Below are 18,583 nucleotides of genomic sequence, written 5' to 3' on the forward strand. Positions count from 1 at the left end.
AATATTATTTTCTAAATTAGATCAAAAACCGAAAAAGTAACTCCACCAGTTGCAGGTAGTAATAAAATTATGTAGATATTCTGTATTCGTAATTGTAAATAAAATTGTTGCAACCACAAGTGTACCAATTAGAAAGTTACTTTTTGTTTTCATAAAATAATTCTCCTTTGTTTGATGTTTTTTAGTTATTTGAAGAAATATAATTGAAAGAGAAGGAATGTCAACTGGATTTTTATAAAAAGTAGCTTTTTTTATAGTAATCGTCACTTATCAGTTATAATTTTTCCAAATAAGAAATAGGAGGCATTTGTATGCTGGAAACCAGATCTGAAAGAGAGAAGATTGAACGGAATAAAGAGAGAAGGAAGGGGAAATTGGTTAAATCCGTGCTTGTTCAAATTGGGTTAAGTCTTCTTAGTGTTTGGTTGGTGTATGTATTATCTGGGACCTGGACACCTGTTCAAAAACTCGAATATCTATTAATGCCCATATTACTATTCTCTGTAGGATTTTTAAGTGGAGCAATATACTTCAAAGGCTTAGAAATTGAGGGGTTTATTAAAGAAATTTTCACTAAAATAAAAAAGATACTTCTGAAACCTGAAAGAGGAAGTTAATTCCTCTTTTTTCATTAAATACATTATTTTCAAAAAACACAACTAATTATAAACAAACATAAATAATTATAAAAAACTGTGTGCGCTATTACAGGTTCGGTTGCGAATCATTTCTTGTTTTTTGTATTTTAATATATTAAACTATTAATCAGCAGGAAAATAGTGGAGGTCTATGGGAAGGAGTACCAATGATTAGGGATTTTAACCTTTCTATTGACGATCTCAAAGGTAAGTTTAATGTTCATTTGATATGTGGAATATTGAGGACAGAGTGAAAATATAATTTAAAGGTATACATATTGTCTGTTAACCGTACATACGTTCGTATTTTTGTTATAATTAGAAAAACAGAGAAATAAACAGACTCATAATATACAAAAGGGGGAATTGAGTCATGAAAAACTGGAGAAATCTATTATTTAAATTGAACAAAGCGTTTAAACAAAATGGTATTAAACCTTACATCTTCCAGGAGAAAAACCGTATCGTCTTTAGGACAAATGAGGAAATGAAGGATGAAGGGTTTGGGAGTGGTGACGACCAAATGATTGATCTAGTTTTTGATGATTCAAATAAGGTGGTATTCTTAAAAGTATTTAGATTACCTAATAAGATCCGTAATAAGGGTGTAGGCAAGTGTTTAGTAACAATTATCGAAGAGGTAATGGGAGAAGCGGAGTATGTTATGTATACAAGTGCCTCTGCTGATTCGATGAAGGAGTATTGGAATAAACTTGGTTTCCATCAAATAGCTACTGATGATTCAGACAAGAATGTATATGGCTGCTTGGGAAAAAGCTCCGATCTTGCTGTTGGTTGGTCCTCATTCGTAAAATCGAGAGGGACATCAAATGGTGCGAATTTTATAAGTTGATATGTGCTTTATAGTGAGGAGCCTCGAAAGAGCTCCTTATTTTTTATAAGATAAAATAATTTCACATACCGTACTGGAAACAAAAATAATTGTTGGTTAAGAAAATAAAAGAAATATTCTACATCAAAAGAAGCTATTTTAGGGTGATGTATATGCATTTTAGAATAAAAATTTTTTTGCCCTCTATGATAGCGATAATCCTTGTGTCTAACTTTGTGTTAGCAGCATCCAGTACATCTGATACAACAGATACACAGGTAGGGATTACCGGAGGGGCACTATTAGTAACACCTCCTCAAGTAACAAGTGACTTCGGTTCACATACACTTAATGGACAAAATCAGGTTATTGTTTCGGATCTTTCAGTGTTAACTGTTGGTGATGCTACAGGAACTGGGGAGGGGTGGTCTGTGGGAGTACAAGCAACTACTTTTGAGGATGAAACAGGTAATAAAATTCCTTCTGGTTCCTTCGTTTTGTCGAATGTGGGGAGTGTAACAGCTGTAGGAGGAACAACATCTCCTAGTCCTACTGTTATTGGGAGTTCGTGGACTTTAGACAATGGCAGTCAAAAGAAAATTTTATCTGCTGCAGTGGGTGAAGGTGTGGGAACATACGAAATAGCATTTCCAATAGGGGCTTTATCTCTTAGTCTTGTTGCGTCTACTAAAGTAGACAATAGCGACAGTAATTCTCTATATAAAAGTGTAGTTACTTGGACAATAACAAAATCACCATAAGCCAATGATCGAGCAAGAGCTTCCGTAAGTTTACGGGAGCTTTTTGTTTTGTATTGAAGGGATTTTAATGAATTTTTTAAAAAATAATTAGAAAACTATTAAAAAGTAATACTGAAATAGGTGGTGATTAGGCTTGGGTTTTGAGTCTCAATATGCCTCATATAGACTGAGTTTGAACATGGGTCATGAAAATTATGAAACATAAAATCATCTCGATATTATTAATTTTTGTTCTGTTGTTTTCTAATTTAGCGCCACAGTGGATAAGTTTATCCTCTATAGAGGATGATGTTAAAGCTGAAACAGTTACTTCGAATGCACGTTTAATGGCGTATGAGAATCGCTCTATGTTGCTTAAAGAGGACGGTACGTTATTGAGTTGGGGGTACGGATCTTATTACGCAACAGGCGATGAAGAGTATAGTCACAGAAATACCCCCGTAGAGGTGAAATTAAAAAATGTGGTTGATGCTGATACTAGCTATAATTTCGGAGCAGCTGTTCGTGCTGACGGAAAATTATTTACATGGGGTGAAAATAATGAAGGTAATCTGGGAATAGGTGAATCTGGTGAAAACAAGAGATACCTTCAAAAAGTAGATTCCTTGTCTAATATAATAAAAGTAGCAACCGGTTCAAGTCATACGTTAGCTTTAAGACAAGACGGCGTGGTTTTCTCAATGGGTTACAACGGGTACGGAAATCTCGGAGATGGCACGACTTCAAATCGAAAAGAGCCTGTTCAAGTATCCGGTTTGTCAAACATAGTAGAAATAGTAGCTGGATCTAATACTTCATATGCTTTGGATGCAAACGGGGACGTATTTGCATTTGGGTACAGTTACCACGATCAAGTAGGTGCAAATGAAACTTCGAATAAACAAACGACTCCTGTAAAAGTGGCGGGGTTGTCTAATGTTGTAGAAATCGATGCAGGTGAATATCATGCTCTTGCTAGGACTTCGGACGGTTCTGTTTATGCTTGGGGCGGAAATTGGAAAAATCAGCTGGGCGACGGTACGACTTCGAATCGAAAAACACCAGTATTATTATCGGGGTTACCCAATGCTATTAAAATATCTACAGGAGACTATCAGTCTTTCGCCATATTAGCTGACGGAAGGACCTTCGCATGGGGCAACAACAGCGCGGGAGAGCTTGGCATTGGTAACACAAATAACCAATCGACTCCTGTTGAAATTGTACAACCGGCAAATATTGTAGACATTGCTGGAGGAGAAAATCATACAATCATGGTTACTTCTACCGGAGAGCTACTTTCAACTGGAAGTGACCAGTATGGTCAATTGGGAATCGGAGAATTTAAATATAAATACGAACCTGTTAATGTTCCGTTATCTAATGTGAAAGAAGTAGATGCTGGAGGGCGGTTTAATGTAGCTTTATTACTTGATAATACGGTAGCTACCTGGGGAGAAAATTTCGATGGAGCCATTGGAGATGGTACAAAAAGGCATAGAGGTACTCCGTACACTATCCCTTCGTTAACTGACGTTGTGCAAGTTTCTGCTGGATATGAACACGTATTGGCACTGCACTCCAACGGTCAGGTATCATCTTGGGGGGAAAATTACTATGGGGCTCTCGGAACAGGTAATTATGATGATCGCACCACTCCCGAACTAGTCGATAATTTAAACAATGTGACACAAGTAGAGGCTGGTTATCATTTTTCTGCAGCACTTAGAAGCGATTCGACAGTTTGGGTGTTTGGATACAATTACCATGGTCAGGCTGGGTTTTTAGGTCAAGATCGAGTGTTGGAACCAACCCAAATTCAAGGATTGACTGACGTTGTAGAGATAAAGGCTGGTATGTATCATATATTAGCACTTACCTCTCAAGGAGACGTCTGGGCATGGGGCTACAATCACTATGGCTCTGTTGGTGACGGGACGGAAGATAATCATTCTACACCATACAAAATCCCTGAATTGTCAAACATTGAAAGTATCTATACGAATGGAAGAGGGTCATATGCTAAAGATGATACGGGTCAAATGTACGGGTGGGGTTATGATGGATACGGTGCTTTAGGCGATGCAGATGGTGGAACAAAATATAGACCAGTTAAAATTCCTGAATTAAATGACTTTGTATCATTAGGTGGACGTGAATATACTACGATCGGCATTAAAAACGATGGCTCTGTAGCTGCATTCGGAAATAACTACGCGGGGGAGTTGGGAGATGGAAGGACGTATTCCACTCGTAGTACACCTTTGGATGTTCCCGCATTAAAAGATGCTTTGTCGGTAGATTCTGGTGTAGAACATACGGTAGCGGTCTTAAGTGATAATACAGTTGTTACATGGGGAGCAAAGGTGAATGGGGTTCTAGGTGATGATTCTAGTTTAGATAGAACGGTTCCTGCAAAAGCACAAATTCCTCCCAGTACATATATAGATTTTACAGATAGGAATTCATACATCGATGTACCACATCAAACCACACAACATTTGGATAGCAACTTCACATTTGAAGCGTATTTGAGACCTGACATAGGGACAAGTGAACAAATTATCTTCAATAAAGAAGACTCTTATGAATGGAAACTAGATTATGGAGAAATACAATGGGCAATAAAAACAAATGGGAATTGGGAATGGAATAATACTGGTATAAGGGTACCTTACGATCAATGGACTCACGTAGCAATCTCTTATGACGGCACGACGGTAAAAACGTATTTTAATGGGGAGTTAGTCGATTCTCAAGTAGAAAGAGATGGCGGTCCTATTACAATAGATAACACAGAACCATTTCTAATAGGGGCTAGACGAGGTCCAACAAGTTTCTTCAAAGGTTTTATGAAAGATGTTCGGTTGTGGAATGTCACTAGGACTGATACTGAAATTAACCAGTCATTCGATAAAGATTTAGTAGGTAATGAAAGTGGACTTATTGGCTATTGGAAATTTGATAATGTCACGACCTCAAAATCATTTGATATAACCGGTACGAATGCAGTTGGTGAAATCAGCGGCATTAGCACGGCTCCTACGACAATTACTTCGAGTAACGTGACTTCCTCATCTGCAACGATTGATTGGGTAGCTGTTCCTAATGCTACTGAATACGAACTAAAAAGAGATGGAGTTACCATTTATCAAGGGAATGCTACTACTTATAATGATTCAGGGCTAAATGGCTCTGATAAATTCAACTATACGGTAGTAGCGAGAAATCAAAATGGTGAAAGTAATACGTCGTCCTACACACTTAATGCACCAAGTAGTTATATTTCTTTAAGGGATACAGATGGGTATTTTAATGCAGGAAATAGTTCGGATTTTGATCTTTCTACTTTAACATTAGAAGCTTGGATAAAGACACCTGATTTAATGGATCGTACTCATCGAAATATTGTGAGTAAACAAGGGGCTTCAAGGGATTACAACTTTTATTTGAGTTCGTCGGATGATGAAAAAGTTACGTATATGCATTTTTCATCTAATGTTTTTGGTGGTTCAAGTATGAACTTACCTTCAGAATACCAACCTAACACATGGCATCACGTTGCGATTTCAGTGGATAGCACAGGGATGCATAGATATTATTCTGATGGGCAGTTTATCGGACAGTATCAGGGGACCGCAGCAACTGCAAACAATGATTACCCACTCCAAATAGGGCAGGCAGATAATCATTGGAATGGGGACATAAGTGAAGTCCGACTGTGGAATGTTGCTAGAAGTGACGCTGACATTGTTAACAATATTAATACAGACTTTACTGGAAATGAAGCTAACTTAACAGGGTTGTGGGAATTTGACACATTTACAACATCCAAAGCTTTTGATCAAACCGCAAACAATAATCATGCAAGAGGGATCAGCTTTACAGAGCCTCCAAATGAACTTTCAATTGGAAATATTACTTCTGATAGTGCCGAATTAAGCTGGGGGAATGTTAATCGAGCGACTTCCTACGCATTGAATAGAGATGGCAACATTTTATACGGTGGTTCATCCAAAACTTTTACTGACTCTTCTCGGATAAGCGGTAAGAGGTATACCTATACGGTGATATCAAGAAGTAACAAAGGGGAAAGTGTGCCAGCAACACTTATTGCTCCTCCTAGTTATTCTCTAGAATTTGATGGTCTCGATGAATATGTCGATTTTGGAAATGCACACACGGATCTAAGTGGACCCAAAACGTATGAATTTTGGGCTAAGCCGATTAGTTCTGGAAACAACATGTTTTATTCTGTATGGAATGAAGACGATCCAGGACCAACTAGGACTTATATAGATGACAACAATAACAACGGTGACTTGAGATTTGTATTAGAAGGTTCAGTAATCGGCTCGGTAAAGGGAGTTCTTAGTTACGATAAATGGCAGCACATTGCTATAACTGATGATGGAACTGATATTACTGTATATAAGAACGGAGACGAAGTAGGTTCTTTTAACGGAACTATGGATCTTACGAAAATTCCCGCTCCAAAGCAAATGAATATTGCGCATGGTAGATATTCATCAAGCCAAGATTTCTATGAACAAATGCTAAGCGAGTATAGGATTTGGGATAACTCGTTACCACAGGTAACAATTCGTAATAATATGAACAAAGAGCTTACAGGTAATGAATCAGGTCTGATTGGCTATTGGAAATTCGATGGTTCGACTACAGGTAAAGTGTACGATCATACACCCAATAACAATGATGGATTAGTTTATGGATTTATAGAACCACCTACAAATGTAAAAGTGTTAGAGAATACAGGTTCTCAAGCTAAAATTGCTTGGGATGGTGTTGAAAACTCTACCGGATATATCGTTGAACGTGATGGGGTAATGGTCTACTCAGGTCAGGACACAACGTTCACAGATACTTCAGTAGTAGTTGGGCAACGCTATCATTATTCCGTTCGAGCAAAAGGGGATAATGGTGAAACTGTTTTTGATAATTTCACTCTCAATGCTCCTAATCAAGGTATGGAATTTGACGAGATAGACGATAGAGTTGATTTGGGGGATTTGACTAATCTTACAAATCCACAAGAAGTTTCTGTGGAGCTTTGGCTGAAAACGAAGAAAACTACTCAGCTAGATGTCCCTGTTTCTAAGTATCCTGGTAGTGATGCAGGATGGTTTATAGGTAATCGTTATGGTTATGCCATCTTTGATGGAAGAGATAGGACAGGCGTGTACCATAGTTCGGGTACTTCCAAGACCTTAATTGCTAATAACCATTGGCACCATGTTGTTGGGGTGGTAAACGGGAACGAATGGAAACTATTCGTAGATGGAAAATTAGAGAACAAATATATTTCTAATTCGTCGAGTCCAGACATCACTGAAACGACTAAAATCTTATTAGGTTCCATGAGTAATGGAAGCAATGAGTATAAAGGGGAAATAGGTAGCCTAAGAATCTTTAATAGGGCAATTACGGATAATGAGGTTAGCAAACACTATAGAGGTGTGTATGACGATGTAAGCGAGTTAGCGGGTCATTGGGAGCTAGATAAAATAACAACTGATATTGTATATGATCAGACTGCAAACAATAATGATGGTGACAGCTTAGGTTTTAGTGAGCCGGACGTTAACTTTAACGCTAAAATACTTGCTGAAGAGTCAGTTGAGCTAAGTTGGGATGACATTCCTGGAGCGACGTATGAGCTAACAAGAGGTTCTACTACATTATATACTGGCTCTTCCTCTGGATTTATTGATTCAGGATTGAATCCAAATATTTTGTATAACTACCAATTGAAAATTACTAATTCTAATGGTGAAAGTAATATCATTACGTTAAGTGCCAAGAGTGCTCAAGACTATTTAGAATTTGATGGAGATGATGAATATATAAAGGTAAGTGAACCTGCTGATGGATTGTACGATCTGACAAGTTCATTCACTCTAGAAGCAGACTTCGAAATGACCAAATCTCCAAGCGATAATGATCAAATCTTAGGAAAGAATCAAGCTTATCGATTATTACTTACGACAGATGGCTCACAACACCGTGTTAGCATGGAGTATCAAAATATTAATAATGTCTGGGAAAAAATCACTTCTACTCAAACGCTTAGTGTAGGAACGCGTTACTATGTTTCTGCTAAAAGAGATGGTGCAACTGGTGAAATGTCTCTATTTATTGACGGTGTACAGGATCAAACCGCCACTTTGGGTACAGAAGATATAATTCTAAATAACGAAGACGTTGATTTTGCGGTCAGAAATTCAACCGCCTACTCTGCGATTAAAGTCTATAGTGGGCGAGTTTGGGATTATGCCGTAACGGATGCGGACATTCAAAACAGGTATGATGCAATTTTAAGCGGTAGTGAAACAGGATTGATAGGTTATTGGGACTTGGATGCTATCACTACAGGGGTAGCATATGATAAAACGTCTAATGGTAATGATGGGGCAGGATACAACTTTGCTGCAACAGGTAGTTTTAAAATCAATAGTGTTGGAGAGCAATCGGCTGATATTTATTGGGGGACGATTAGTGGGGCGACAAACTATGTGCTAGAACGAGACGGTGTCACCATTTATAATGGCGCTGACCTCTCATACAAAGATAATTCGCTAACTAGGGATACGACTTACCAGTACAGACTTACATCAGAGAATGCGAATGGACGAAGTATTCCTGCTCTAACTAATCTAAGAACACTAGAGTATCCAACCGATAAATTATCCTTAGATGGTAAAACGAATTACGGTTACTTAGATTCAATGAATGGATTTCCACAATACCAATTCACGACAGAGTTTTGGGTCAAAACGACTGGTCGAAATGACGGAATCGTGTCGTATGCAACAACAGAAAGTGAAAAAGACTTTTTGATATCCAATAGTGAAAATGTAACAATCCATAGAGCTGGTGAAACTATTCAAACTGGAATTGCAATTAATGACGGTAAATGGCACCACCTTGCTGTGACTTGGGATTCGAATAATGGAGATATAAATGTCTATAAAGATGGGATCGCTGAATACTTCAATGGAAGTTTTGCATATCGTGACTCATTAAAAGATAGCGGTTCTTTCGTTATTGGGGCTACTCAAAACGATAGCAATGGAGATATAAATCTTACGAGAATGTTTGATGGTGAAGTTTCTAGCGTAAGGATTTGGAACAAAGTTAAAAACCAAACAGAAATTCAAGGTGAAATGAATACTAACTTACTCGGTAATGAAACAGACTTATACGGCTTATGGCAGTTCAGCGATTTAACAACTGGTAAAGTATATGATAAGACATCCAATGGGAATCACGTTCCGATGATAGGTTATGAACCCACCATGAGTGTGAATGCAACTAAAATTACCGACACTGAAGTGGACTTTGATTGGAGCTCACTAGCCAATGTAAATAGTTATGAAGTATTTAGAGACGACTCCTCTGTGTATGCAGGTAACAATTTAACTTTTAGTGATTCGTGGCTAACCCCTGAGACATCTTATAAATATGATGTGATTGGAATTACCAACGACGGTGAGACGGCGGAGAGTTCTCTCGATGTTAAAACGTTCCCTGGTACATTATCATTGATTGATATACCTACAGCTGATGCATTTCCTTCCGTTCTACTAAATGGAAGACAGCAAATACTTAAAGCAAACCTATTTGATTCTTTGATCTTAAGTGATTTCAGCGGGAGTGGTTCTGGATGGCGAGTGAATATACAAGCTACAGAATTTAAAGAAGTAACACCTTTTGGAGGCTTTGCAGGAGGGACATCTCAGATGACGCTTCCTAAGGGGAGTTTGTTATTAAGTGCTCCCGATACTATAGATCCAGTAGCAGGAACAACTTCTGCTCCTCCTACTGTAAATGGTTCAGCGCCTTGGTCTATTGATACGACTAATGCTGTTACGATATTATCCGCTTCTCTAGGGGATGGAATGGGGGCTTATGATATAAGTTTCCCAGGGGATGCGTTGTCCTTAGTTTTGAATCCTACAACAACGAAAGTAGATAAAATCAACTATCCTAGTTCTGCAACTCCTTATAAAAGCACAATCACATTTACTATTGTAAGTGGACCATAATAGATAAAAACTAGAGGCGAATACCGTTTTAAGAAGTTAAATAGAAGTACCATATATGGAACAAATAAAGAAAAAGGGAAAGAGGTCAATTTGATCTCTTTCCCTTTTTTATATCAAATAATAGATTAGATTCGCATGTTATCACTATGTATCTCTTTTCGTTCGTTAAATTGTATTTATTTGTTCGTTTTTGAAGGGGAAATTCAGATTTTATTAAAGAGTTTGAGAGATAAGGTGAATTTTCTCACCGTAATAAGAACGTTATGAAGGGGGTGAGTAATCCTGATTTTTAAGGACTCACTTTAGCCATTTAATTAACACTTAACTATCAGGAACAGTATGAAAAACAAATGGTTATCTATATTTTTGATACTGATGATGTTGTTTTCAAACCTCGCTCCTCCATGGTTGCCTGTGAACAAGGACCAAATGGAAAAGGTTACTGCTGAGACCGTCACAACAAATGCTAAATTGATAGCATATGCCGATAAATCAATGTTGCTAAGAGAAGACGGAACCCTACTAAGCTGGGGTTATGGTGGCTATTATTCTATAGGTGATGAACAAGGTAGTACACGTAACACTCCGGTAGAAGTTGCTTTAGAAAACGTAGTGGATGCAGACACTGGCAATAACTTTGGTGCTGCCGTAACGTCCGAAGGTGAATTATTTACTTTTGGAAGGAATTACGAGGGGCAAATCGGAAACGGAAAGACGGGATGGGCAGAGCGTTACCTACAAAAAGTAGAGTCTCTTTCAGATGTAAAGAAGGTAACTACTGGAGACTATCATACGGTTGCTTTATTAGGTAATGGAAGCGTATGGGCAACTGGTCACAATGACTATGGTAGTTTAGGAGACGGAACGACTACTAGAAGAAGTGAACCTGTTAAGGTAAACGGTCTTCCCTCTGATATTGTTGATGTGGAAGCGGGGGCGTATTTTACTCTTGCACTAGATTCTAAAGGTGATCTTTATGGATTCGGTTACAACTACCATGGTGCTGTTGGGACGAATGCAACTTCGGATCGACAATTAACTCCCGTCAAAGTAGCGGGGATATCAAATGTTGTGGAAGTTAGTGCAGGACGCTATCATGTCTTGGCAAGAACTGCTTCAAATGAGGTGTTCGCTTGGGGAGGAAATTGGGAATATCAAGTTGGCGATGGGACGACTTCTGAGCGTCACACTCCACAAAAGTTGGCTTCGTTGACCAATGCTGTTAAAGTTGCTGCGGGTGGTTACCACTCTATGGTAATCCTCGGAGACGGGCGTACGTTCAACTGGGGGCACAACAGAGTGGGTCAGCTATCGGACGGGACGACGAATGACGTAAAGACGCCAACAGAATTTACTCCACCTGGTAATCTAGTAGACATAGCGGGTGGAAATCATCACTCGTTGATGCTAACAGACCAAGGCTGAGGTATTTTCTGTCGGTTCAAATCGGCATGGTCAGCTCGGGAACGGATTGTATGGCAAAGTTACTAGTCCGCAATCTATTGGACTTTCCAATGTAAAAGATGTTCAAACTGGTACTAGTTTTACAATTGTACATCACGATAATGGAACTGCTTCAGGATTTGGAGAGAACTGGAATGGTATGGTCGGAAACGGAACCAATAAACATGTCTACTCACCTACTCCAATTTCTGGATTGACGGATGTTAAGCAAATAGATGCGGGAGCTCAACATGCTGTAGCTTTACACAATGATTCTACCGTAAGTGCCTGGGGTTACAATGCCTATGGGCAGGTAGGTGATGACACCCAATCTACTAGACTATCCCCAGTAAAGGTGAAAAATCTCAATGATGTTAAACAAGTAGATGCGGGTTGGTATTTTTCAACGGCTGTTCGGAACGACGGGTCTGTGTACGTCTGGGGCTACAATTACCATAATCAAGCTGCGATTGATGATCCAAATGAAATAAATGTTCCAACACAAGTGCCAGGTCTAACCAATGTAGTAGCTGTAAAAGCTGGTATATATCATATTATGGCTCTGACTGCCTCGGGGGACGTATGGACATGGGCTTACAATTCCCACGGGCAGGTGGGCGATGGGACGAAGGATATTCGTTCTACTCCTTATCAAATCCCTGAACTTAGTAATATCACAGATATCTATGCAGTAGGTCATTCAAACTTTGCAAAGGATGTTAACGGGGACGTATACGCGTGGGGGTATAACGGTCACGGCGAACTCGCGAACGGAAGTTATAGCTATAACTATAAACCAGAACTAGTTCCCGCTCTGAAAGATGTTATTGATATAAGAGGAACTCAATACACGAACTTCGGTAAATTCCCTGGGGGCGTTATAAAAGCATGGGGCGAGAATGGCAATGGAGAGTTAGGTATAGGTGAGACCTATTGGGCAAGGAATACGCCATTAGAAATCCCAGAACTAGCAAATGCTATTGCTGTTGAAGCAGGTGAAGATCATACGGTAGCCGTTCTAGCAGACGGTACGGTAAAGACATTTGGTAGTCAAACTAACGGCAGGTTGGGTGACGGCGTTAATACGAATAGCTTCTCACCGGTTAAAGTAATTTTACCTCCAAAAACATATCTGGACTATAGTGAAGAGCAAACATATGTAGAGGTTCCAGATCATGCATCCCAAGATATCGATGATAAATTGACATTCGAAGGATGGGTTAGACCCGATAACAGTACATCTGAACAAGTCTTACTTAGTAAGGAAAATTCTTATCTATTTAGCTTGAGATATAACGAGATACAGTGGGCTCTTTATACAAATGGTGGTTGGGAGTATAACAAAGTAGGAGTGGACCTGCCGAATGACCAGTGGACGTTTGTCTCGATTACTTATGACGGTACCACAGTGGAAACGTATTACAACGGGCAATTGGTTAAATCCCAAATTGAGCGCGATGGAGGAGTCTTAGAAAAATCCAATGGACCTTTAAGAATCGGTGCTAGAGGGTGGTCGGGTTCTCCTACAAAATTTAACGATGGATACATAAAAACAGCTCGACTATGGAATGTTGTTAGGACTCAACCTGAGATCGCTAATAATATGGACAAATCAATGGTAGGTACAGAGCTTGGTCTAATCGGAAATTGGCAGTTTGATAACGTTACGACAGCAAAATCGTTCGATAGAACAGGGAATAATCCGGAAGGTAAAATAACCGGTCGTAATGTCCCGCCAACGACAATGGATTCGACGAATGTAACTTCAACCACAGCGACAATCACATGGGAAGCTGTAGAAAACGCAACTGATTATGAACTAAGTAGAGATGGAGCTGTTATATACACTGGTCCAAATACTTCTTTTGACGATGTTGGGCTTAATAGTAATAGCAAATTCAACTATACACTCGTTGCTAGGAACCAAAATGGAGAGAGTTTCCCAGCTTCATTGACGATCAATTCACCTTCTAGTTATATGAGTTTCGATGGAACAAACCAATATTTCGATGCAGGTAAGAGTTCTGATTACAACCTATCTGAATTTACAATTGAAGCTTGGGTTAAAACACCAACATCAATGGAAGATAATTATAGAAATTGGGTGCTAAAAGGTAATGAGAACGGTAATACCTCGGAAAGAGACTTTGGTTTTTGGGGGAAGTCTACGGACGATGTAAGAGTTACAGATTTACATTTTTATTCCAATGCATTTGGTTCAGGTAACGTCGGTTTACCAGAGCCTTATAAACCAAATACGTGGCACCATGTAGCATGGACAGTAGACGCTAGTGGAGAACACAAGCTCTTTTCGGATGGTGCGTTAATTGGAACTGTTCAAGGGTCTGCAGGTACCGCAAATAGAAATTTACCGCTCCTGTTCGGGCGTTCTGGGGGAGACTACTGGAATAGTGATATTTCCGAAGTTCGAATTTGGAATTATCCAAGGCTGGAATCAGAGATTGCTAGTGACATGAATACAGATTTAGCAGGTGGTGAGAGCGGGTTAGTTGGGCTGTGGGAGTTTGATAATTTCACTAGTTCAAAGACCTTTGATCAAACCGCGAACAACAACCACGCATTGGGTATCGGCTTTGAAAGTCCGCCAAATGAACTGTCCATTTCGAATGTATCGAGTGGAAGTGCGGATTTATCTTGGGATTCCGTAAAGAACGCCACTTCATACGCTTTAAATAGAGATGGGAATATATTATTCGGTGGTTCGGGTACGACTTTCAGTGATACTTCGAGGATTAGTGGGAAGCGTTATACCTATACGGTGATCACTAGAAGTGATAAAGGGGAAAGTATCCCCGCTACACTTGTTGCTCCACCAAGTTATGCCTTGTCATTTGATGGTAAAGATGAATATGCGGATTTTGGCTCTGCTCACACAGATTTAGTTGGTCCTAAAACAATTGAGTTCTGGATGAAACCTATTAAATCAGGTACGAACATGTTGTTCTCCGTTTGGAATGAGGACGATCCAAGTACAGGCAGAACCTATATCGATGATAATGGTAACAATGGTGACCTCAGAATTGTCGCTGGTGGTTCGACTATAGGTACGATAAAAAGTGTTCTATCTTATGACAAGTGGCAGCACATCGCTATCGTTGATGATGGAACCACTATCAAAGCTTATAAGAATGGAGACTTAAAAGGCTCTATATCAGGTACGATGGACTTTACCAATACAGCATCTCCTAAACGAATGAATATTGCTCACGGTTATCATGGTGGAGGCGATGTCTACTATGAGAAACTCATGAGTGAAGTAAGGATTTGGGACGATGCTTTAGCTCAAGTTAATGTCAGAAATAATATGAATAAAGAATTGGTTGGAGACGAAACGAATTTGATTGGGTATTGGAAATTTGATTCGGTGACAACCGGAAAAGTATTTGACCATACAGCAAATCAAAACGATGGATTGGTATATGGATTTGTTGATCCTCCTACTAAGGTGAAACTAGCAGAGAATCTAGGTACTCAAGCTACTATCGTCTGGAATGGTGTGAACAATGCACTAAGCTATGAACTTAAAAGAGACGACGTTGTTGTATATAACGGTTCTAATACATCGTATACCGACACAGGGCTCACAACCAATCAAAGATACAATTACTCAGTTACAGCAGTTGGAAAGAACGGAGAAACGGTCTATGACACATTTACGTTAAACAGTCCTGATAATGGGATTGAATTTGATCAGGTCGATGACAAAATTGAAATTACTGATCCTGCTGCCATTACAAGTGCTGATAAGCTATCTGTGGAACTTTGGATGAAGACAGACAACATAGGGCAACTTCAAATTCCAGTAGCAAAATATCCTGGTTCGGATGACGGTTGGCTTATTGCTAACAACTATGGGTATGTAAAGTTCGATGGACGAGACGGTACTGGAAAGTATCACAGTTCAGGGAATTCAAAGACGCTAGTCTCTAACGATAAGTGGCACCATATAGTCGGTGTTCTAGACGGTACACTTTGGAAAATCTACGTAGATGGAAAACTTGAAAGTACATACCAATCTAATTCATCTGCTCCTGATAAGTTGAGTACATCAAATATTGTTTTTGGAATGCGAAGTGACGAAGGATACAAATATAAAGGGAAATTATCGAGTGTTCGTATATATGACCGCTCTTTAACAGACCTAGAAGTCACAGAGCATTACTACGGTACATATAATGACGAGACATCACTTGTCGGTCATTGGGAAATGGACAAAATCACAACAAACACTGTCTACGATCAAAGTGTTTCTAATGTAGATGGCGTCTCCAAAGGATTTAGTGAGGCGGATGTAAATCTGAGCGGTGAGGTACTAACTCAACAGAGTATAAAAATTACGTGGGATGACATCCCTAATGCAAACTATGAACTTATAAGAGGTTCCACAACGGTCTACACAGGTACAGCGTCAGAATTCGTAGATTCAAATCTCAATCCGAACATACTATACAGTTACAAGTTAATCATTCGAAATAATCGTGGTGAAAGTAACGCGGTTACGTTGAACGCGAAGAGTGCTCAGGATTATTTAGAGTTTGATGGCAGTAATGACTATTCAACAATATCAGATCCAGCTAGTGGTTTATATGACATAACAGGTTCGTTCACTATAGAAGCAGACTTTGAAATGACCAATGCTCCTAATGATTACGATCAAATTATCGGTAAAGAACAATCCTATCGCATGGTGTTGACCAATAACGGGACAGATATAAAAGTCGCTTTAGATTATAGGGATGTAAACGATGTTTGGCACACTATCCGCTCTAACACAGTATTGAATATAGGAGATCGTTACAGAGTAGCTGGCAGAAGAGATGCTGCGACAGGGGAGATGTCCCTCTTTATTAACGGTGTGAAGGACAAGGCGGCAATTGAAGGTACAGACTTGATCAGAGTGAATAATAATCCTTTCGAGTTTGCTAGGAGAGACACAGTCCATTATTCAGAGTTGAAGATCTACAACGGAAGACTCTGGGATTATGCTGCGACCGATACTGAAATACAAAATCGTTATGATACCATCCTTAGTGGTAGTGAGTCTGGTTTAATTGGTTATTGGGACTTCGATGAAATCACTACTGGTGAGGTGTATGACCAAACTTCGAATGGAAATCATGCTACTGGATACAACTTCCCTGAGGCGGTTAAATTACAAGCTCCTAGTGTGAAAGAAGCTCAAAGTGATCTGTTTTGGGGTACAGTCAGTGGAGCGACAAACTATGTGTTGAATAGAGATAGTAGCGAAATATATAGCGGTTCAGCATTGGAATACAAAGACTCTGGCTTAACAAAGGATACTACCTATCAATACGATTTAGTTGCTGAAAATGCTAAAGGAAAAAGTCTTCCAAGTAATTTAACTTTGACAACATTGTTTTACCCATCAGAGTTCTTACCGTTCGATGGGAAAAACAACTATGTATTCAAGGATAGTATCACGAACTTCCCTGACTCCAAGATGACAACAGAATTTTGGATAAAAACAACAGGCTATAATGACAGTCTGGTCTCATTTGCAACAGATAATAGTGAGTCAGATTGGCAAATTACGAATAGTGATAACTTAACTATCTATCGAGGAAATGAAAGTGTAGAAAGTAATATATCTGTAAATGATGGTTCTTGGCACCACTTAGCTTTTACGTGGGATGTAGGAGACGGAGATTTAAGAATTTATAAGGATGGATATCTTTCATTTCTAGACGATGATTTCTCTTATTCTTCTACCATTGAACCTGGAGGGTCGTTGGTAATAGGCGCTTCTCAAAATAATAAGGGTGGCGATGTCAGTCTTGCGAATGCGTTCAAGGGTGAGATTTCAACGGTTAGAATCTGGGGTAAAGAAAGAACTGAATCAGAAATTCAATCTAATATGAATCAAAGAATCAATGGTACAGAAACAGATCTATTCGGTGTATGGCAGTTCAATCCATTAACGACTGGAAAGGTATATGATAAGGGAACGAATGCTTATCACGGGTTGGTGAATGGGTACAGCTCCCCACTTACATTGAACGCTACAAAAATCACAGATTCAGAAGTATTTATGGACTGGAACAGCGTTGCTTCTGCAACCAGTTATGAAGCTTATCGTGATAACGTATCGATTTACGATGGTGCGGCTCTAACATACCAAGATCAATGGTTAACACCAAACACTGATTATCTTTATGAAGTAACAGCAAAGAACGCAGATGGTGAATCCGCGAAGGCGGTTCTCGATACGAAAACATTTCCTGGGACACTATCCTTAATTGATGCGCCTGTAGCGGATTCGTTCCCTGCAGTATTGCTAGATGGCACACAACAAACCATAAAGACGAACTTGTACGATCCCTTAGTAGTAAGTGACTTTAGTGGGAATGGTAATGGGTGGAGAGTTACAGTACAAGCTACACAATTTACGGAATTAACTCCGTTCGGAGGATTTGCAGGAGGTACTTCGGCGATGACATTGCCAAAGGGCACGATGACACTTCAACCTCCCGCTTCTATAAATCCTGTAGCGGGGACGACTTCTGCTCCACCAAGTATTAATAACCCTTCTCCTTGGGCTATAGACAAAGATGCTTCGGCTACAATTCTTTCTGCTGCAGTTGGAGAAGGAATGGGTGCATACGAGATCAACTTCCCAACAGATGCGATTTCCATAACACTGAATCCTACAACGACACTTATAGATAAAACGAACTATCCAAGTTCTTCAACACCATTTAAGAGTCAAATTACATTTACAATCATAAGTGGACCATAAGAAAAAGCGACTTCAATCGGGAGGTCGCTTTTTTCTTAGCATTTCAACTAAGGTGGTATAAGATATATTATAAGTGAGCATTAGAA

General features: G+C 39.3%; 6 protein-coding genes and 1 pseudogene. All 7 read left to right on the forward strand.

Annotated features, from left to right (window positions below; translation table 11 throughout):
• Positions 1-311 precede the first annotated feature (311 nt).
• The 7 genes and pseudogenes from ACXAEY_RS21695 (at position 312) to ACXAEY_RS21725 (ending at position 18,497) form a co-directional block, all read left to right on the forward strand.
• Positions 312-617 carry a hypothetical protein gene (locus ACXAEY_RS21695; protein ID WP_474815067.1) on the forward strand — a complete coding sequence of 102 codons (306 nt, stop codon included), beginning with the start codon at positions 312-314 and terminating at the stop codon, positions 615-617.
• Between the two features lie 394 nt (positions 618-1,011).
• Positions 1,012-1,491, forward strand: coding sequence for a hypothetical protein (locus tag ACXAEY_RS21700; RefSeq protein WP_474815069.1), 480 nt, complete (start codon positions 1,012-1,014; stop codon positions 1,489-1,491).
• Positions 1,492-1,580: 89 nt separating this feature from the next.
• Entirely contained in the window at positions 1,581-2,231 is a 651-nt protein-coding gene (locus ACXAEY_RS21705) for a WxL domain-containing protein (RefSeq protein ID WP_474815071.1), read from the forward strand.
• Between the two features lie 194 nt (positions 2,232-2,425).
• A complete protein-coding gene (locus ACXAEY_RS21710; protein WP_474815073.1) occupies positions 2,426-10,276 on the forward strand; it encodes an RCC1 domain-containing protein in 7,851 nt (2,616 codons plus the stop codon).
• 339 nt (positions 10,277-10,615) lie between these two features.
• Positions 10,616-11,701, forward strand: coding sequence for an RCC1 domain-containing protein (locus tag ACXAEY_RS21715; protein WP_474815075.1), 1,086 nt, complete (start codon positions 10,616-10,618; stop codon positions 11,699-11,701).
• A gap of 10 nt (positions 11,702-11,711) precedes the next feature.
• Positions 11,712-12,821 (forward strand): annotated as a pseudogene (locus ACXAEY_RS21720) (RCC1 domain-containing protein); the annotation flags it as partial.
• 30 nt (positions 12,822-12,851) lie between these two features.
• A complete protein-coding gene (locus tag ACXAEY_RS21725; RefSeq protein ID WP_474816513.1) occupies positions 12,852-18,497 on the forward strand; it encodes a LamG-like jellyroll fold domain-containing protein in 5,646 nt (1,881 codons plus the stop codon).
• Positions 18,498-18,583: the final 86 nt, after the last annotated feature.

The sequence above is a fragment of the Anaerobacillus sp. ABA4_114 genome (assembly GCF_056159065.1).

Excerpts from the sequence above, each read along its gene's own strand:
- ACXAEY_RS21715 (WP_474815075.1), top strand. The coding sequence starts at position 10,616 with ATGAAAAACAAATGGTTATCTATATTTTTGATACTGATGATGTTGTTT.
- ACXAEY_RS21710 (WP_474815073.1), top strand. The coding sequence starts at position 2,426 with ATGAAACATAAAATCATCTCGATATTATTAATTTTTGTTCTGTTGTTT.
- ACXAEY_RS21695 (WP_474815067.1), top strand. The coding sequence starts at position 312 with ATGCTGGAAACCAGATCTGAAAGAGAGAAGATTGAACGGAATAAAGAG.
- ACXAEY_RS21700 (WP_474815069.1), top strand. The coding sequence starts at position 1,012 with ATGAAAAACTGGAGAAATCTATTATTTAAATTGAACAAAGCGTTTAAA.